Genomic DNA, 16,264 nt, shown 5'->3' on the forward strand with positions numbered 1-16,264 from the left:
GATCGCGGTGTCTGTTTACGTTACCGACCGAGATTCGTTGCCTCTACTTTTGGTTGTTGTATGCTGAAAAAGCAACCCAAGCGGTCTTCGAAATGCATCTTGCTTCCGGAACTACTGGCGTGGAAAAGGTGGCTGCGCCATCGGTGCTGGGATCTCAGCACGGCTCGGTTCGGCCGCTCGCCGCCGAAGATCTCGAACGCGTCGCCGCACTCTTCCTGACGCAGTTTCGCCGGCGTCGCCGTCACCTCCTCGATCGCGCGATCGCGGAGACGGCCGAGTATATGAGAAAGATCTATCTTGACCCTGCCGGCCAGTCCGGTGAGAGCAGTGCCCTTGTCCAGATCAATCCGCAGGGCGATCTGGGTGGGTTCCTCGGCGTTCTGAAAACCCGTTACGAACTCAACGGAGCGGCATTGAATGCGGCGATCATCGGTCCGTTCATGGCCGACCCTGGCGCCGATCACGGCTCGGCCGGACCGCAATTGCTGCGCGCCTTGCATCAAGGCGAATTCGATCTGCAGCTGACGGATTCGGCCAACCGGGTATCCCTGGCCTTCGCGCGGCCGATGAAATACCAGCTCCTGCCGGTCCATTGTCTGGGATGGACCTATATCTTCCGGCCAGCCGCGATGGCGGCCGCCGCACTGCACCGCAAATGGCCCCGCCTGCCTCGCCTTGCACTCGAACCCTGCGCGAGGGCGTTCGATGCTCTCACGAAGCGAAGGTTCGAAGCGCCCGTCCAGCCTTCATCGTCGCATCGGGTCCATGCCGAGCCGATCAATGCCGCGCAATTTGCCGAGCGGCTGCCGGCCCTCCTGTCGGATTACGCTCTTCGGCCGAGTTGGAGGGATGGCGAGCTGCCGCGGCTGCTCGCATTGGCGGCCGAGAAGCGGGCCGACGGCCCGCTTCATTTTGGCGGGACTTACGACGGAACCGGCAGGATGCTCGGCTGCTATGCCTTCTACGGTCAAGCCGGCGACATGGCGAACCTGTTGCAAATCCAGGCGTCCGCACCTCACTGGGGCGCGACGCTGGATGGCCTTGTCGCCGCAGCGCGGGATATGGGCTGCGTGGGCATCAGCGGGCAGACCCAGGGCAGGTTCATGTCCCACCTCTTCGGTTATAGGAATCTCATCTTCCGCTATGCCGGGGGGACGATGGTCCGCTCGCGAATCGCCGAGGTCACGGAGGCGGTCCGCTCCGGCGACATCGCTATCGGCGGCTTGATGGGCGACCGCTGGACCCGCCTCAGTTCCGACGACTTCGGCCGCTGATCGCCTTCGACTTACCTCGTCGGGGGCGCCGCCGGCCATGCGCGGCCTGAGGCGCGCCCCGGCCCGGTCTTTTCATTCCAGCCGCCATGTTCTATGTCTGCGGCACGGCGCGGGGGCGCATCTTGTCAATCACAAAGGCATCCGGTACGCCCCGCTCATGACAGTTACCGTTCGTTTCGCCCCGTCACCGACCGGCCGCATCCATATCGGCAATGCGCGCACCGCTCTGTTCAACTGGTTGTTTGCCCTCAACAACAAGGGCCGTTTCATCCAGCGCTTCGACGACACCGACGTCGCCCGCTCGAAGCAGGAATTCGCCGACGCCATCCTTTACGACCTGCACTGGCTGGGCATTTTCCCGGATGCCACCGAGTATCAGTCGCGACGCTTCGAAATCTATGACGCTGCGGTCGAGCGGCTGAAGGCTGCGGGTGTCCTTTACGCCTGCTACGAAACGCCGGAAGAACTCGACCTCAGGCGCAAGGTGCGCCGCACGCGAGGCTTGCCGCCAGTCTATGGCCGCGAGGCACTGGCGTTGACGACGGAGCAGGTGGCCGAATATCAGGCCGACGGGCGCCGGCCTCACTGGCGTTTCCTGCTGCCCAATTTCTCCAGCGATCCGCTGCAGCCGGAGCGCACCGAGATCCACTGGGACGATCTGGTGCGTGGCGAGGAGACGGTGGATCTGGCTTCGCTGTCCGATCCGGTGCTGGTGCGCGAGGACGGCACCTATCTCTACACGCTGCCCTCCGTCGTCGACGATATCGAGATGGGCATCAGCCACGTCATCCGCGGCGACGATCATGTCACGAACACCGGCGTGCAGATCGCCCTGTTCAAGGCGCTGGGCGCCGAGCCGCCCGTTTTCGGCCACCACAATCTCCTGACCACCGTCTCGGGCGAGGGACTCTCGAAGCGCACCGGCGCGCTTTCCATCGAGAGCCTGCGCGAGGATGGCATCGAGCCGATGGCCGTCGCTTCGCTGGCCGTGCTGGTCGGCACATCGGAGAATGTCGCGGCCGCGCATGACCTGACCGAACTCGCCGGCCATTTCGACCCGGCCGCGACCTCGAAATCGTCGTCCAAGTTCGATCCGGCCGAGCTGTTCGTGCTCAACCGGGTGCTGTTGCACCGTATGCCGTTCGCCGAGGCGCGGGACCGGTTGATGGTGCTGGGTATTTCCGGCGAACACGCCGAGCCGTTCTGGCTGGCGGTGCGCGGCAATCTCGACCGGCTGGCTGATGCGATTGCCTGGTGGCGTGTCCTGCGCGAAGGGCCGCAGGAGATGCCCGAATTTTCCGATGACGACCGCGATTTTCTGCACCAGGCACTCGATCTCCTGCCTGAGGAGCCGTGGAACGGGACGGTCTGGAAGGATTGGACCGGCAAGATCAGGGAAGCGACCGGCCGCAAGGGCAAGGCGCTGTTCATGCCGCTCAGGCTTGCCCTTACTGGACGGTCTTCGGGGCCGGAGCTTGCAGATCTATTGCCGCTGATGGGTCGGGAAGGAACGTTGGCCCGACGACCCTGACCTTGCGCTGTTCCGGGGGCAGGGCCGAAACGGGCGGTGTCACCGGCCTGGCCGAAAGACGTTTGATGGCTTCACGGTCGAGCCCGCCTTGCATGTTGGCCAGGGTCTCGGGGTCGGCACCCGGATCGGGCTTCGAGGCCGGTACCGGAACAGACGGCGCCGCGTCCGGTTCGGGCTGTGATTGTTGCTGGCTTGGCGAGTTGCCGCCAATGATCTGGAAATTCTGCGCGGCATTGCAGCCGCAAGCGGGTGGCCGCGACATGTTGGGCTGTTTGTAGAGATAGGCGGTCGGCAACTCGCCGTAGGGCCTGCCGGTGACCGATGACGTCATCGATGCCGAATCGTCGTCCATGCCGCGCGAATAGAAGACCTGCATCTCGGTACCGGGGCAGGCCGATTCGCAATTCTTCTGGTCGCGCTCGAAATCGCCGGCCGAGGCGGCGTTCGACATGGGGAAGAAATAGCCGTCGCAAGTGCGCACGCAACTGGTGTGGAATTCGCCGCCGCTGCCCGCAACGTCCGGAATGCCGGGCTGGTTCAGGACGCGGCTGACATCGCTTTCTTCGCCCGAATCGTCAGGCTGGTCCAAGGTATCGATCCGCCGGTTGTCGGCGCCGAAAAGCTGGTCGAAGAGGTTGGCATTGTCCCCATCTTCACGATTGGCTTCCTGCGGAGGCGCGCGACGGGGCCCCACCGCATCGTCACGGCAGTCATTGGCATCGAGCGCCGCCAGGATGCGGCCGCGGTCGCGGCGTGAGCCGCCGCCGGCGAGCTGGGCACGCTTGGCCTGTAGACTGTCGAGATTGGCGTTCATGCGCTCGATGGTGGCGTTCAGCCCGGCACACTGGTTGATGTTGCGTGAAAACAGCGAGAACCCGCAACCGGCGCTGCTCGCCTGACCGCGAGCCTTCGAGATCTGGTCGCGCTGCCTTTCGATCGCGGCGTCGTATTTCCGCACCAATGCCGGGCCTCCGCCACCGCCGCGTGAGGTCGCGGCGAGGTCAGCCTCCAGTTGACGGCAGACCCGCGAAGCGGCCTGCGGCTCGCTGACCGCCGCGCCGGACAGCAGGAGGCCGAGCAGCACGGCAGCATGCGCCTGCTTCAAACCTCCGCTTGCCATCCGCCTCGATCCCGCTTGCCAGTAATGGCCAAGGCTACGCCGTTCGCGGTTAATCGTCCATTTCGGAAGTCATCTTGTGTCGGCTGAAAAGCGGCGCGCATTCGATGGTGCCCGTCAGCCGCGGCAATGGGCATGGCCGGCCGTCAGAACTTGTAGTTCATCCCGATCCTGACGGTACTGAACGTATTGTCGAAGGTCGTATTGGAGTTGGGCGCGTAGTTGATCGTCTGGTCCCGCAGGTCGACATATCGATATTCGGCATTTGCCGACCAATGATCGGTGATTGCCTGCTCCAGCCCTGCGCCAATCGTCCAGCCAACGTTGGTGTTCTTTTCGGAATAGCTGTTGGCGGGTCCGTCGAGATATTGGTTTTCGACGCCTCCGAAAGCAAGGCCGCCAGTCCCGTAGACAAGGGTGCTGTCGAAAGCATAGCCCGCCCTGGCGCGGATCGTTCCGAACCAATCCACCTTGGTGTCGTAGACATCACCTCCGCCGACATTGATCTCGTCGGAATGTCCCTTGATATCGGCGCCCGAAATATCGGCCTCGATTCCAAGAACCGCGGAATTGACCTGGTAATTGTAGCCGATCTGGACACCGCCCAGAAAGCCGTCGGTGTCATAATCCTGCGTGCCCCGGATCGTTGGCGTGTTTGGCAGGTTGTAGGTCGCGTCTGTGCTGCCAAAACCATAGCCGAGATGCCCGCCGACATAGACGCCGGACCAGTCATGCACGGTCGGCTCCGACCCGATGGCGTCGGCGGCAAACGCCTCTGCGCCGGTCACAATCAGCATTGTCGAAGCGAGCAACAGGGCTCTCATGACATTCTCACGGCCTAGTCAGACGGCCTGACCATATCAAATTGATCCGTTCCGTGAAATCGGCATTCGTCCAGTGCGGGATTTCTCGGTTAAGAGTTGTGGGCTCGCAACACTTCATCCGCCCACGCGAGGCTGGATCAATCGGGTCGCGCGAGCCCGTTCAGTCCAGATTGGCGACGGCCTGCGCCTTGTGCGCGGCCTCGACCACGGCCAGCGCCGTCATGTTGACCACGCCGCGCGAGGTCACCGAGGGCGTCAATATGTGCGCTGGCTTGTCGGTGCCGAGAAGGATGGGGCCGACATGCAGGGCATCCATCATGGCGCGCAGCGCCGTCAGCGTGATGTTGGCCGAATCGAGGTTCGGGAACACCAGCAGGTTGGCTTCGCCCTTCAGGCGTGAATGCGGATAGACGCGCTGGCGCAAATGCTCCGACAAGGCAGAATCGGCGTGCATTTCGCCATCGCACTGCAGTTCCGGCGCGATGCGCGCCAGAATGGCTGCGGCCTGACGCATCTTCAGAGCACTGGGCGAATCGCGCGAGCCGAAATCCGAATGCGACAGCAGCGCCGCCTTCGGCTCTATGCCGAAGCGCTGGATTTCCTCGGCCGCCAGCACGGTCATCTCGGCGATTTCGTCGGCCGTGGGGTCGACGGAGACGTGAGTGTCGGTGAGGAAGATGATGCCGCGCTGCGAGATCAGCATGGAAAGGGTCGACAGGTCCCGGTCCTTGATGCCGGTGCGCGGCCCAATGATCAGCGTGACGTTGCGCAGATGCCGCTCGAAACGGCCTTCGAGGCCGCAGATCATGGCGTCGGCGTCGCCGCGCTTCAGCGCCAGCGCCGCGATCACGGTGTTGTCGGTGCGCACCATGGTGCGCGCGGCCTCCGTCGTCACGCCGCGGCGGCCGGCGAGTTCGATCAGGAGGTCGACATAGTGGCGGTAGCGCGGATCGTCCTCCGGGTTGATCAGGCCGAAATCGACACCGGGCTTGATGCGCAGGCCGTAACGCTTCAGCCTGACCTCGATGACATGTGGGCGGCCGATCAGAATCGGTTCGGCGATGCCTTCCTCGAGCACAACCTGGGCGGCACGCAGGACACGCTCGTCCTCGCCGTCGGCGTAGATGACGCGCTTGGCGCTGGAAGCCTTGGCGGAGGAGAACACCGGCTTCATCACCAGGCCGGAGCGGAAGACGAAGCGGTTCAGCTTGTCGATATAGGCGGCGAAGTCGGCGATTGGCCGCGTCGCCACGCCAGTGTCGCAGGCTGCCTTGGCCACCGCCGGCGCAATGCGCAGGATGAGACGCGGATCGAAGGGCGAGGGGATCAGGAACTCCGGGCCGAAGACCGGCGTCTCGCCGGAATAGGCGCGCGCGGCGACATCGGACGGTTCTTCGCGGGCAAGGGCGGCGATCGCCCGCACCGCCGCCATCTTCATCTCCTCATTGATGGCGCTGGCGCCGCAGTCGAGCGCGCCCCTGAAGATGTAGGGGAAGCAAAGCACGTTGTTGACCTGATTGGGAAAATCGGATCGGCCCGTGCAGATCATGGCGTCGGGACGCGCCGCCCGCGCCACTTCCGGCATGATCTCCGGATTGGGATTGGCCAGCGCCAGGATCAACGGCTTCGACGCCATGTGCTGGAGCAGTTCCGGCTTCAGCACGCCGGCGGCGGAGAGGCCGAGGAAAACATCTGCGCCCGGTATGACGTCGGCCAGCGTGCGCGCCTCGGTGTCCTTTACATAGGGGTCTTTCCAGCGGTCCATCTCGTCGACACGGCCCTTATAGGCGACGCCGAACCGGTCGGTGACCCAGATGTTCTCGACGCGCACGCCGAGCGAAACCAGCAGATTGAGGCAGGCGAGGGCGGCGGCGCCGGCGCCTGAGGTGACGACCTTGATCTCCGAAATGGTCTTGCCGGCGAATTCCAGCCCGTTGAGCACGGCGGCGGCGACGATGATGGCGGTGCCGTGCTGGTCGTCATGGAACACCGGTATGCTCATGCGAGCCTTCAGGCGTTCCTCGACCTCAAAACACTCCGGCGCCTTGATGTCCTCGAGGTTGATGCCGCCGAAGGTCGGTTCCAGAGCCGCGACGGTCTCGACCATGCGCTCGATTTCCGGCGCGTCGATCTCGATGTCAAAGACATCGATGCCGGCGAACTTCTTGAACAGGACCGCTTTGCCCTCCATCACCGGCTTGGAGGCCAGCGGCCCGATATTGCCGAGGCCGAGCACGGCCGACCCGTTCGACACGACGCCGACCAGGTTGGCGCGCGCCGTGTAGTCGGCGGCAGTCGCGGGATTGTCGCGGATCTCGAGGCAAGGGGCGGCGACGCCAGGCGAATAGGCGAGCGCCAGGTCGCGCTGGTTGCCGAGCGGCTTGGTCGCCTGGATCTCGAGCTTTCCCGGCGTAGGATGCTTGTGGAAGTAGAGGGCGGCTTCGTCGAGGTCCGAACGTGCCGTTTTCTTGTTCTCGCCTTCCATGCGGCCGCTCCTCGAAACCTGCTTCGGGAGTCCTTTTAGCATGAGGCCAAGGTTTTTCACGACGCTAATTGACGCGCCGGCAGCTTTAAATGCCGGCGCGTCAAAATCCATTATTTATCAGTTTGTTACGGATGTTTCATGCGAAATCAGGTTGCGCTGCTTCGCAGGCTCGCCGGTCAAAACGCGCTAACGTAGAGGCCTCCGTCGACGGGTATATTCTGTCCGGTCAGATAGCCGGCATGGACAGAGCACAGGAAGGCGCAGATCTGGCCGAATTCCTCCGGCGTGCCCAGCCGCTTGGCCGGTACGTCGGCGCTGATGCGGGTCTTGCGCGCCGCGGCCGCCTTGGGATCCTCCGGCGTGCCGGCCTCGTGCGGGCCGCGCAGCCGGTCGGTGTCGAGCTTGCCCGGCAGCAGGCTGTTGATGGTCACGTTGCGCTCGATCACCGTGCGCGCCACGCCGGCAAGGAACGACGTCAGGCCGGCGCGCGCACCCGATGAGAGGTCGAGGCCGGGGATCGGGACGTAGACCGACAGCGAGGTGATGTTGACGATGCGCCCGAAGCCGCGCGCCGCCATGCCGTCGATGACCGCCTGCACCAGTTCGATCGGTGTCACCATGTTCTGAGTAACGCCTTCGAGGATTTTTCCACGATCGAGTTCGCGGAAATCGCGAAGCGGCGGCCCGCCATTGTTGTTGACGAGGATGTCGGGTTCCGGACAGGCAGCGAGCAACGCCTTTTGTACCTCCGGCTTCGAAACGTCGCCGACGACTTCCGTCACCGTCACGCCATGGCGTTGGCGCAGCTCCGCGGCGGTTTTGGCGACCAGCTCCGCATTGCGCCCATTGACGACGATGTCACAGCCTGCCTCGGCCAGCGCCATGGCGCAGCCACGCCCGAGCCCCTTGCTCGAAGCGCAGACGATGGCCTTCTTTCCGCGGATACCAAGATCCATGACGATTTCTCCTTTGATTTGCCCGGCAGGCTAGCGCCAGCGCTGGACCAATCGCAACCGTCATACGGTTGTTGCATGAATCGGAGCATAGGCTGGTCGAAAGCAAGGGTGAATCCGCAATGTCAGGCCAAGAGCCCCGCACTTTCCGCAGCATGTTCATTTCCGATGTCCATTTGGGCTCGAAAGCGGCGAAGGCCGATTTCCTGATCGATTTCCTGCGCTACCACGATGCCGACATCATCTATCTGGTCGGCGATATCGTCGACGGCTGGCGCCTGAGGCGCAGCTGGCACTGGCCGCAAAGTCACAATGACGTCGTGCAAAAACTGCTGCGCAAGGCGCGCAAGGGCGCCTCGATCACCTATATCGCCGGCAATCACGACGAATTCGCGCGCCAGTTCCAGGGCGTGCATTTCGGCGGCATCGTCGTGGCCGACCGCGCCATCCACGAAACCGCCGATGGCCGGCGACTGCTGGTCATTCATGGCGACCAGTTCGATACCGTCGTCCACAACCAGCGTTGGCTCGCTTATCTCGGCGACCATGCCTATGACGCCGCCATGCAGGTCAACCGGGTGATCACGCGGCTGCGTCAGCTGCTCGGCCTGCCTTACTGGTCGTTTTCGTCCTGGGCCAAGGTCAAGGTCAAGAAGGCCGTGAACTTCATCGGCTCGTTCCAGACGGTGCTCAGCGAGGAAGCGCGACGCTCGCATGTCGACGGCGTCATCTGCGGGCACATCCACCATGCCGCCATCGAAAGCTATGGCGACGTGCAATATATCAACACCGGTGACTGGGTGGAGAGCTGCACCGCCGTGGTCGAGCATTTCGACGGCCGCATGGAGATCCTGACCTGGGCGCATGTGCTGCCTGAAGCGCCTGACGAGCCCTTCATCCCGATGCTCATCGAGGATAGGGTGGTGCAGGCCGCCTGAGGCGGAAGCCGGCCCCATACTTTCTGGTGTTAATCGACTGGTCCAGCCGGTTTCGCCCGGTTTTTCCTCATGTTAAGGATCGGCTTGCGCTGCTCGCCGGTCGTTGAGCGCAGCGTCATTGGATCGATTCATGCCGCTGCCGCCGCTTTCGCCCGAACAACTCGTGAAGCCGAGCCGTTTTGAGCTGCGCATGAGCCTCATCTTCGGCACGCTGTTCATATCGCTTGGCACCCATTTGCCCTATTTCCCGCTTTGGCTGCAGGCTAAGGGGTTTCACGCCGAACAGATCGCCGTCATCCTTGCGGCGCCCATGTTCCTGCGCGTGGTGACGACACCGCTGCTGACCACGCTTGCCGATCGAGCCAGGGACCGCGCCGATGTCTATGTCGTGCTCGTCGCGGCCTCGCTGCTGTTGTCCGCGGGGTATTTCCTGACGCCGACCTACGCGACGGTGCTGGCGGTGTCGTTGCTGCTGACCATTGTCTGGACCCCGCATTCGCCGATCGCCGATTCGCTGGCGCTTTCGGGCGTGCGCCGCTTCGGGTCAAACTATGCGGGCATGCGCAAATGGGGATCGATCTGCTATCTCCTGGCCAATGTCGCGGGCGGCTTCATTCTGGCGGCTACTGGTCCCCGGGCCGTTCCGGTGATCATATTCCTTGCCCTTGGCGCGGCACTCGCCGCAGGCCTGATGGCGCCGCGCCTGGGGAAGCCGCGCAAGGCCTCGCCGCTGTCGGCGACGGAAATCCAGCACGCGGCGCCGGGCCTGTTCAATGCCTATTTCCTCTATTTCACGCTTGGCGTCGGCATCATCACCGCCAGCCACGCCTTCCTTTATGGCTTCGTCTCGATCTATTGGAGATCGATCGGCATCAGCGATTCCGTCGTCGGCCTGCTATGGGCATGGGGGGTGGTGTCCGAGGTCTGCATGTTCCTGTTTTTCAATCGAATATTCGCCTCCGTACCCGTCGTCCGGGTTATGCTCATTGCCGGCATCGGCTCGATCGTGCGTTGGATCGCCTTTCCGCTGGTGTGGCCGCTCGGCCTTGGCGTCGGCGGCTTTTTCGCAGTGCAGTCGCTGCATTCGGTGTCTGTCGCAATGGTGCTGATCGGCCTGCAGAAGATGATCGCCGAAACCGTCTCAGAAGAACGCACGGGCGCCGCGCAAGGCATCGCCTATTTCTTCAATGGCTTCTTCATGGCCGCCGTCACGCTTGCCTCCGGTCCGCTCTATGACCGTCTCGGCGTCGATGGCTTCCTGGCGATGATCCCGATCGCGATCATTGGCCTCGTGCTGATCGGGCTTGCGGCCCGCTCAGCCCCACAGCGCCCGGTCCGGGGGTGAGACGAGCGATCCCTGGTAGACGAGACCCGGCACACGATCCCGGGCAAGCAGCAGCGGGCCGTCGAGGTCGACGAAATCGGCTCCTTGCGCGAGCAGAACGGCCGGCGCCATTGCCAGCGAGGTGCCGACCATGCAGCCGACCATGACGCCGAAACCCAGCTCACGAGCGCGGTCGCGCAAGGTGAGCGCCGCCGTCAGCCCGCCGGACTTGTCGAGCTTGATGTTGACGGCATCGTAGAGCCCGACAAGGGATTCGAGGTTCCCTGCTTCATGAATGCTCTCGTCGGCGCAGATCGGCACTGGATGCGCGATGTGGCGCAGAATGCCGTCACGGCCCGCCGGCAGCGGCTGCTCGATCAGGGCGATGCCCTGTTCGGCGGCAAAGGCGAGGTTCGCGACGATGTTGTCGTCGGTCCAGCCTTCATTGGCATCGAGGATCAACCGGCTCTCGGGCGCGGCCTGTCTCACCGCCCGGATGCGGGCGATGTCGTTGTCGCCGCCGATCTTGACCTTGAGCAGCGGCCGGCCGGCGTTGGCGCGGGCCTGCGCCGCCATCGCCTCGGGTTCTCCGAGCGACAGCGTGTAAGCGGTTTCGAGCCGATGCAACGGGTCCGGCCAGATTGCGTTCGCCACCGGATTGCCGCTGATCTTGGCTTCAAGATCCCAAAGGGCACAGTCTATGGCGTTGCGCGCCGCCCCGGCAGGCATTGCGTCGAGCAGGGCGATGCGGTCCATCCCGCCGGCGATCTGGTCACTCATCGCCTGGATCGCGTCATGGACACCAGCCATGGTCTCGCCATAGCGCCTGTAGGGAACGCATTCGCCACGCCCGCTATGGCCACCCTGGCTGATCGTGCAGGTAATGACCTCGGCCTCGGTCTTGGAGCCGCGCGAAATGGTGAAGGTCCCGGCGATCGGAAAACGCTCGGCCTCGACCGAAATGACACGCGCCATATTTTTCTGCTCCGGCTATGCGAGAAGGGTTGTCGGCAAATCGACAAGGTCGGACCCATCAGGCTAAACAGGACGCCATGTTGACCATCGGTAAACGCGACGCAAGCGGCACGACCGCCTCGGGGGCTGATCACGACCCGCGCGTGGCGGTCGGCGAGGAGGGTGGCGTCCTCGGCTGCGCGTTTTCCGGAGTCTGGACGACACGGACCGTGGCGCTGATCGACGCCGAGATGCGCAAGATCGAGAAGCGAAGCGGTTTCAAGACGTTGGCGCTCGATCTTTCGAAAATCGAGAAGATCGATACCGCCGGCGCCTGGCTGATCGACCGGCTGGTCAGCGTCTTCGAGAAGAAGAATGTCGAGGTCCGGCTGCAAGGCCAAAGTGACGTCGCTTCCATATTGCTCGAAGCAGTCGGCGAAGCCGTCCGGCGCGAGCCCGAATCCGGACCGGCGCGGCCGCCCAACATTGTCATTCGGGCGCTGGAGGCGGTTGGCCGGCGCGTCTACGAGATGCGCGACGATTTCCTCGCCTCGATGAACATATTGGGCGCCACCATCCGCGGCGCGCAGATGAAGCTCGGCCGCGGCCATGCGGTCAACCCGGCAGCCATCTTCAACCAGATCGATCGCATGGGCGTCGGCGCTATCCCCGTGGTGGTGCTGATGTCGGCGATCGTCGGGGCCATCGTCGCCCAGCAGGGCGCCTATCAGCTCAGTTATTTCGGCGCCGACATCTTCGTCGTCGATCTCGTCGGCGTGCTGATCCTGCGTGAACTCGGCGTGCTGATGACGGCAATCATGATCGCCGGCCGCTCCGGCAGCGCGATCACTGCCGAAATCGGCTCCATGAAGATGCGCGAGGAGGTTGATGCGCTGAAGGTCATCGGCCTCAATCCGATCGGCGTCCTGGTCTTTCCGCGGCTGGTTGCCCTGGTGATCGCCTTGCCCTGCCTGACGATCATCGCGAATTTTGCCGCACTTGGCGGCGGCATTGTCGCCGCCTGGCTTTACTCCGATATCCCGCCCGCTGCCTTCATCGACCGGTTGCGTGTCGCAATCGATCTCAGCACGATTTTCGCCGGCCTGATCAAGGCGCCGTTCATGGCCATGATCATCGGCACGATCGCCTCCGTCGAGGGCATGAAGGTTGGCGGCAGCGCCGAATCGCTCGGCCAGCACGTGACCGCTTCGGTGGTGAAGTCGATCTTCGTCGTCATCATCCTCGACGGGCTTTTCGCCATGTTCTACGCAGCGATCGAGTTCTGACAAGATGGCGAAGGGCAATGGGGTCGAGGTGAAGGACGAGGTCGACAGCGAAATCGTCCTTTCGGTGCACGACGTCACCGTTGCCATTGACGACAAACTGATCCTCGACAAGCTGTCGCTCGACATCACGCGCGGCGAAATACTGGGGTTCGTCGGGGCCTCGGGCGCCGGCAAGTCCGTGCTGTTGCGCACCATTCTGGGCTTGATGCCCAAGCAGTCGGGAACAATCAAACTGTTCGGCGTCGACGTCGACAAGGCAAGCGACATCGAGCGGCTGCGCATCGACATGCGTCTTGGCGTGTTGTTCCAGCATGGTGCGCTGTTTTCGGCGCTGACCGTGATGGAGAACGTGCAGGTGCCGATGCGCGAATATCTCGACCTGCCAAGGAAGCTGATGGACGAGCTGGCGCTGCTCAAGATCGAGCTGGTCGGGCTGCCGCCGGATGCGGCGCAGAAGTTTCCCTCCGAACTCTCCGGCGGCATGATCAAGCGCGCCGCGCTTGCCAGGGCGCTGGCGCTCGACCCCGACATCGTCTTTCTCGACGAGCCGACGTCGGGCCTCGACCCGATCAGCGCGGCCGAGTTCGACGAACTCGTCGTCAAGCTGCGCGACACCATGGATCTGACCGTCTACATGGTGACCCACGACCTCGATACGCTGTTTACAGCCTGCGACCACGTGGCGGTGCTGGGCAAGAAAAAGGTCCTGGTCGAAGGCACTATCGACGACATGCTGAAGAGCGAGGAACCGTGGGTGAAATCCTATTTCCGCGGAAAACGCGCACGGCAACTTGATCTTGCCGCTCGTGCATAGCCATAAGTGAAGCAATGGAAACCAGAGCCAACTACGTCATTGTCGGCATTTTCACGCTGGTTGCGATCCTGGCGGCTTTCGGCTTCGTCTATTGGACGGCCGCGATCGGCGACAGGGGCGAGACGACGCTGCTGCGGGTGCGCATTCCGGGCTCGGCCTCTGGTCTCGGCCGCGGCAGCTTCGTGCTGTTCAACGGCGTCAAGGTTGGCGACGTCAAGCGTGTCTATATCGACGTCGACAATCCGACTGTCGCCATCGCCGACACCGAGATCGACCGGATGACGCCGATCACCAAGTCGACGCAGGCCGATATCGGCCTTGCCGGCCTTACCGGGCAGGCCAATATCGAGCTCAAGGGCGCGGACCCCAAGGAAGTGAAGCTGCTCGACCAGGCTGAAAAGGAGGGCAAGGTCGCCGAGATCATCGCCAATCCTTCGGCCGTGACCAATCTGCTGCAGACGGCGCAGAACATCTTTACCCGCGCCGACAAGGTGCTGACGGAGCTGGAGGGCTTCACCAAGGATGTCCGCGGGCCGCTGACGCAGACCGTGCAGAACGTACGGACGTTTTCCGATGCACTGGCCAGGAATTCCGACGGCATCGACAAGTTCTTGTCCGCCGTCAGCGCGCTGTCCGATGAGCTGAAAGGCGTTTCAGGCAAGCTCGACGGCACGTTGAAGGCAGCGGAGGGCCTGCTCAATGCCGTCGACAAAGACAAGATCAAGAGCATCGTTGCCAATGTCGACACGGTGACGGGGAACCTCAAGGAAACCTCGCGGCAGCTGGATGGCGTGATCAAGAACGTCGATACGGCTGTCGGATCGGTCAACGACTTCGCCAAGCAGACGCAAGGCACGCTGGCCAAGGTCGATGGCGTACTCGACGGCATCGACCCGGCGCAGGTGCGCCAAGCGCTCGCCAACATCCAGAAGGCCAGCGACAACGCCGACAAGGCGGCTGCCGATATCGCTGAGGTGACCGGCAAGATCGCCAATCGGGCCGACGACATCGACCAGACAATCAAGGACGCCAGGCAATTGGCGCAACGGCTCAACGACGCCTCGGTGCGGGTCGACGGCATCCTCGCCAAGGTCGACAAGCTGCTCGGCTCGGGTCAGGCCGACGGCGTGATGGCCGACGCAAGGGATACGCTGAAATCCTTCAAGCAGGTCGCCGATACGCTGAACGCCCGCCTTGGGGTCATCACCGACAATCTGGCGCGCTTCTCGGGCCAGGGGCTGCAGAATGTCGAGGCGCTGGTGCAGGACAGCCGCCGCTCGATCAACCGCATCGAGGAGGCGGTGACGGATCTCAGCCGCAATCCGCAGCGCATCCTTTCGGGTGGCGAGGGCGAGGTTCGTCAGTTCGACGGCAGGGCGCGGCGTTGACTTCGGCGCCGCCCCGCCGCAAGAACAGTGCTCGTGAATGCAGGTTTGATCTTACGATCGGGGACAGCGGGGATCACGCGTGCCGTTGAGTAGGCTTGGAACAGGCGGGTTGAAATCAGCTGCGCTGCTGGTTGTCCTGGCGGTTGCCGGTTGCGCGGCTCTCGGCGGCAAGCCGGCACCGCTCGACACGTTCGAACTGTCGGCGCCATCGGTCGACGCGCATGGCCATAGCCGCAAGCAAATCCTGATCGCCCAGCCTTCGGCGTTGAAGGCGCTGGACAGCCAGAACATCGTCATCAAACCCTCCGACCGCTCGATCCAGTATCTGAAGGGCGCGCAATGGGCCGACCGCCTGCCGCTGATCGTGCAGGCGCGGCTGGCCGAGACGTTCCAGCGCTCGGGCAGCTTTGCCGGCGTCGGCAAGCCGGGCGAGGGGCTGGCGATCGACTATCAGGTGATCGTCGAGGTCCGGTCCTTCGAGGTCCGCGTCAATGGCGGCGAACATGCCGAGGTCGACCTGTTCGTGCGCCTGCTCAACGACCGCAACGGCGAAGTGAAGGCTTCCAAGAACTTCACCGCATCCGCACCCGTATCAGGCAGCGGCAACCCGGCCTATGTCGGCGCGCTCGACGCGGCCTTCGGCGATGCGGCCAAGCAGATCGTCCGCTGGACCGATTCGGTGATCTGAGCGCCAGGCGCGCAGGAGTTCCATCTTTCGGGCTACGGACGGTCGAAGACGTCCGGCCGCAGCTTTCCAGTCTTCATCAGGTGCTGCAGGGTGTAGGTGACGGACAGCGCATCGTCTAGCGCGTCATGCCCCTGCAATGGCTGGTGTTCGACGCCGTAATATTGCGCAAGCTTGTTGCTCGGTGTCCTTGCCAGGTCCTCGATCGGCATGCCGGCCGCGATCAGCAGTTTCACGGCGTTGTCGAACCGGGTGGCCGGGATGGGCGGCTTGATGCCCGCGACATAGCAACTGATGGCGATCATGTTCAGTTCGTCCTTGCCCCAGGACCAGAACCGAGCTCCATCGGAAAACCGATCGACGCCCGCAAGGGCTTCTTCCAGCCCGACGCCTTCGGCCTCGATGATTTCTTCGGTGATGCCGGTCAGCCCGGTGAAGAACGGATCGAGCGCGTATCTCTCGCCGAATCGGTCTATCGGCGTGATGTAGGCCTTGTGCGTGCCCAGCACGGGGAAGTCGCCTTCGAGGCCGAGCCTTGCAGCCCCGATCTGGGCGATGACCGGATCCGGGTCATGGGCCGCGCACCAGTATCTGCGTTGTGAGCCCTCAAGGCAGAGAAACTCGCAGTCGAAGATGATTGCCGTCTTCACAAGTCAGTATCCGGTTCCGGAAAAGCGAGACCAAATACGGA

Annotated in this window: 15 protein-coding genes; 8 read left to right on the plus strand and 7 right to left on the minus strand. The window is 63.4% G+C overall.

The features are described from left to right. Nucleotides 1-20: 20 nt before the first annotated feature. On the minus strand, nucleotides 21-464 hold the full coding sequence (locus EN824_RS35865) for a hypothetical protein (RefSeq protein WP_245520946.1): 444 nt from the start codon (nucleotides 462-464) through the stop codon (nucleotides 21-23). Between EN824_RS35865 and EN824_RS05965 the strand changes: the two genes are divergently transcribed. Both EN824_RS05965 and gltX read left to right on the plus strand, forming a co-directional pair. Beyond that, on the plus strand, nucleotides 414-1,274 hold the full coding sequence (locus EN824_RS05965) for a hypothetical protein (protein WP_245520947.1): 861 nt from the start codon (nucleotides 414-416) through the stop codon (nucleotides 1,272-1,274). The genes EN824_RS35865 and EN824_RS05965 overlap by 51 nt on opposite strands. Before the next feature lie 157 nt (nucleotides 1,275-1,431). After that, the gene (gene gltX / locus EN824_RS05970; protein ID WP_127281196.1) at nucleotides 1,432-2,805 is read left to right on the plus strand and encodes a glutamate--tRNA ligase; all 1,374 of its coding nucleotides are present in this window, start codon (nucleotides 1,432-1,434) and stop codon (nucleotides 2,803-2,805) included. On the opposite strand, the gene EN824_RS05975 is transcribed toward gltX, so the two are convergent. The 4 genes from EN824_RS05975 to EN824_RS05990 form a co-directional block, all read right to left on the minus strand. Next, nucleotides 2,723-3,925 carry a DUF2865 domain-containing protein gene (locus EN824_RS05975; RefSeq protein ID WP_135931977.1) on the minus strand — a complete coding sequence of 401 codons (1,203 nt, stop codon included), beginning with the start codon at nucleotides 3,923-3,925 and terminating at the stop codon, nucleotides 2,723-2,725. The two genes, gltX and EN824_RS05975, sit on opposite strands and share 83 nt — an antisense overlap. Before the next feature lie 143 nt (nucleotides 3,926-4,068). Then, nucleotides 4,069-4,746, minus strand: coding sequence for an outer membrane protein (locus EN824_RS05980; protein WP_135864429.1), 678 nt, complete (start codon nucleotides 4,744-4,746; stop codon nucleotides 4,069-4,071). Between the two features lie 160 nt (nucleotides 4,747-4,906). Beyond that, the gene (locus EN824_RS05985) at nucleotides 4,907-7,231 is read right to left on the minus strand and encodes an NADP-dependent malic enzyme (protein ID WP_135931978.1); all 2,325 of its coding nucleotides are present in this window, start codon (nucleotides 7,229-7,231) and stop codon (nucleotides 4,907-4,909) included. 176 nt (nucleotides 7,232-7,407) lie between these two features. Continuing rightward, nucleotides 7,408-8,187, minus strand: a complete 780-nt coding sequence (locus tag EN824_RS05990; RefSeq protein ID WP_027146364.1) for an SDR family oxidoreductase — start codon at nucleotides 8,185-8,187, stop codon at nucleotides 7,408-7,410. Between the two features lie 119 nt (nucleotides 8,188-8,306). Here EN824_RS05990 and EN824_RS05995 point away from each other — a divergent pair, with 119 nt between their 5' ends. Continuing rightward, nucleotides 8,307-9,122 carry a UDP-2,3-diacylglucosamine diphosphatase gene (locus EN824_RS05995; RefSeq protein ID WP_135928638.1) on the plus strand — a complete coding sequence of 272 codons (816 nt, stop codon included), beginning with the start codon at nucleotides 8,307-8,309 and terminating at the stop codon, nucleotides 9,120-9,122. A gap of 130 nt (nucleotides 9,123-9,252) precedes the next feature. Continuing rightward, nucleotides 9,253-10,467, plus strand: a complete 1,215-nt coding sequence (locus EN824_RS06000) for an MFS transporter (RefSeq protein WP_135931979.1) — start codon at nucleotides 9,253-9,255, stop codon at nucleotides 10,465-10,467. Here EN824_RS06000 and dgcA read toward each other — a convergent pair. Then, entirely contained in the window at nucleotides 10,438-11,421 is a 984-nt protein-coding gene (gene dgcA / locus EN824_RS06005) for an N-acetyl-D-Glu racemase DgcA (protein WP_135931980.1), read from the minus strand. The two genes, EN824_RS06000 and dgcA, sit on opposite strands and share 30 nt — an antisense overlap. 77 nt (nucleotides 11,422-11,498) lie before the next feature. Here dgcA and EN824_RS06010 point away from each other — a divergent pair, with 77 nt between their 5' ends. The 4 genes from EN824_RS06010 to EN824_RS06025 all read left to right on the plus strand — a co-directional run bounded on the left by EN824_RS06010 (nucleotide 11,499) and on the right by EN824_RS06025 (nucleotide 15,576). Continuing rightward, nucleotides 11,499-12,686 (plus strand): ABC transporter permease, encoded by a 1,188-nt coding sequence (locus EN824_RS06010; protein WP_127872568.1) that lies wholly within the window; start codon nucleotides 11,499-11,501, stop codon nucleotides 12,684-12,686. A 4-nt stretch (nucleotides 12,687-12,690) separates the two neighbouring features. Beyond that, nucleotides 12,691-13,500 (plus strand): ABC transporter ATP-binding protein, encoded by an 810-nt coding sequence (locus EN824_RS06015; protein WP_127872567.1) that lies wholly within the window; start codon nucleotides 12,691-12,693, stop codon nucleotides 13,498-13,500. A gap of 14 nt (nucleotides 13,501-13,514) precedes the next feature. Further along, nucleotides 13,515-14,888, plus strand: a complete 1,374-nt coding sequence (locus EN824_RS06020; RefSeq protein WP_135931981.1) for an MlaD family protein — start codon at nucleotides 13,515-13,517, stop codon at nucleotides 14,886-14,888. A gap of 109 nt (nucleotides 14,889-14,997) precedes the next feature. After that, entirely contained in the window at nucleotides 14,998-15,576 is a 579-nt protein-coding gene (locus tag EN824_RS06025) for an ABC-type transport auxiliary lipoprotein family protein (protein WP_245520948.1), read from the plus strand. Between the two features lie 32 nt (nucleotides 15,577-15,608). Here the strand turns inward: EN824_RS06025 and EN824_RS06030 are convergent, their stop codons facing one another. Further along, complete coding sequence (locus tag EN824_RS06030; protein ID WP_135931983.1) at nucleotides 15,609-16,223, minus strand: 3'-5' exonuclease; 615 nt, start codon at nucleotides 16,221-16,223, stop codon at nucleotides 15,609-15,611. Nucleotides 16,224-16,264: the final 41 nt, after the last annotated feature.

The sequence above is a fragment of the Mesorhizobium sp. M8A.F.Ca.ET.181.01.1.1 genome, from assembly GCF_004792025.1.
GTDB lineage: Bacteria > Pseudomonadota > Alphaproteobacteria > Rhizobiales > Rhizobiaceae > Mesorhizobium.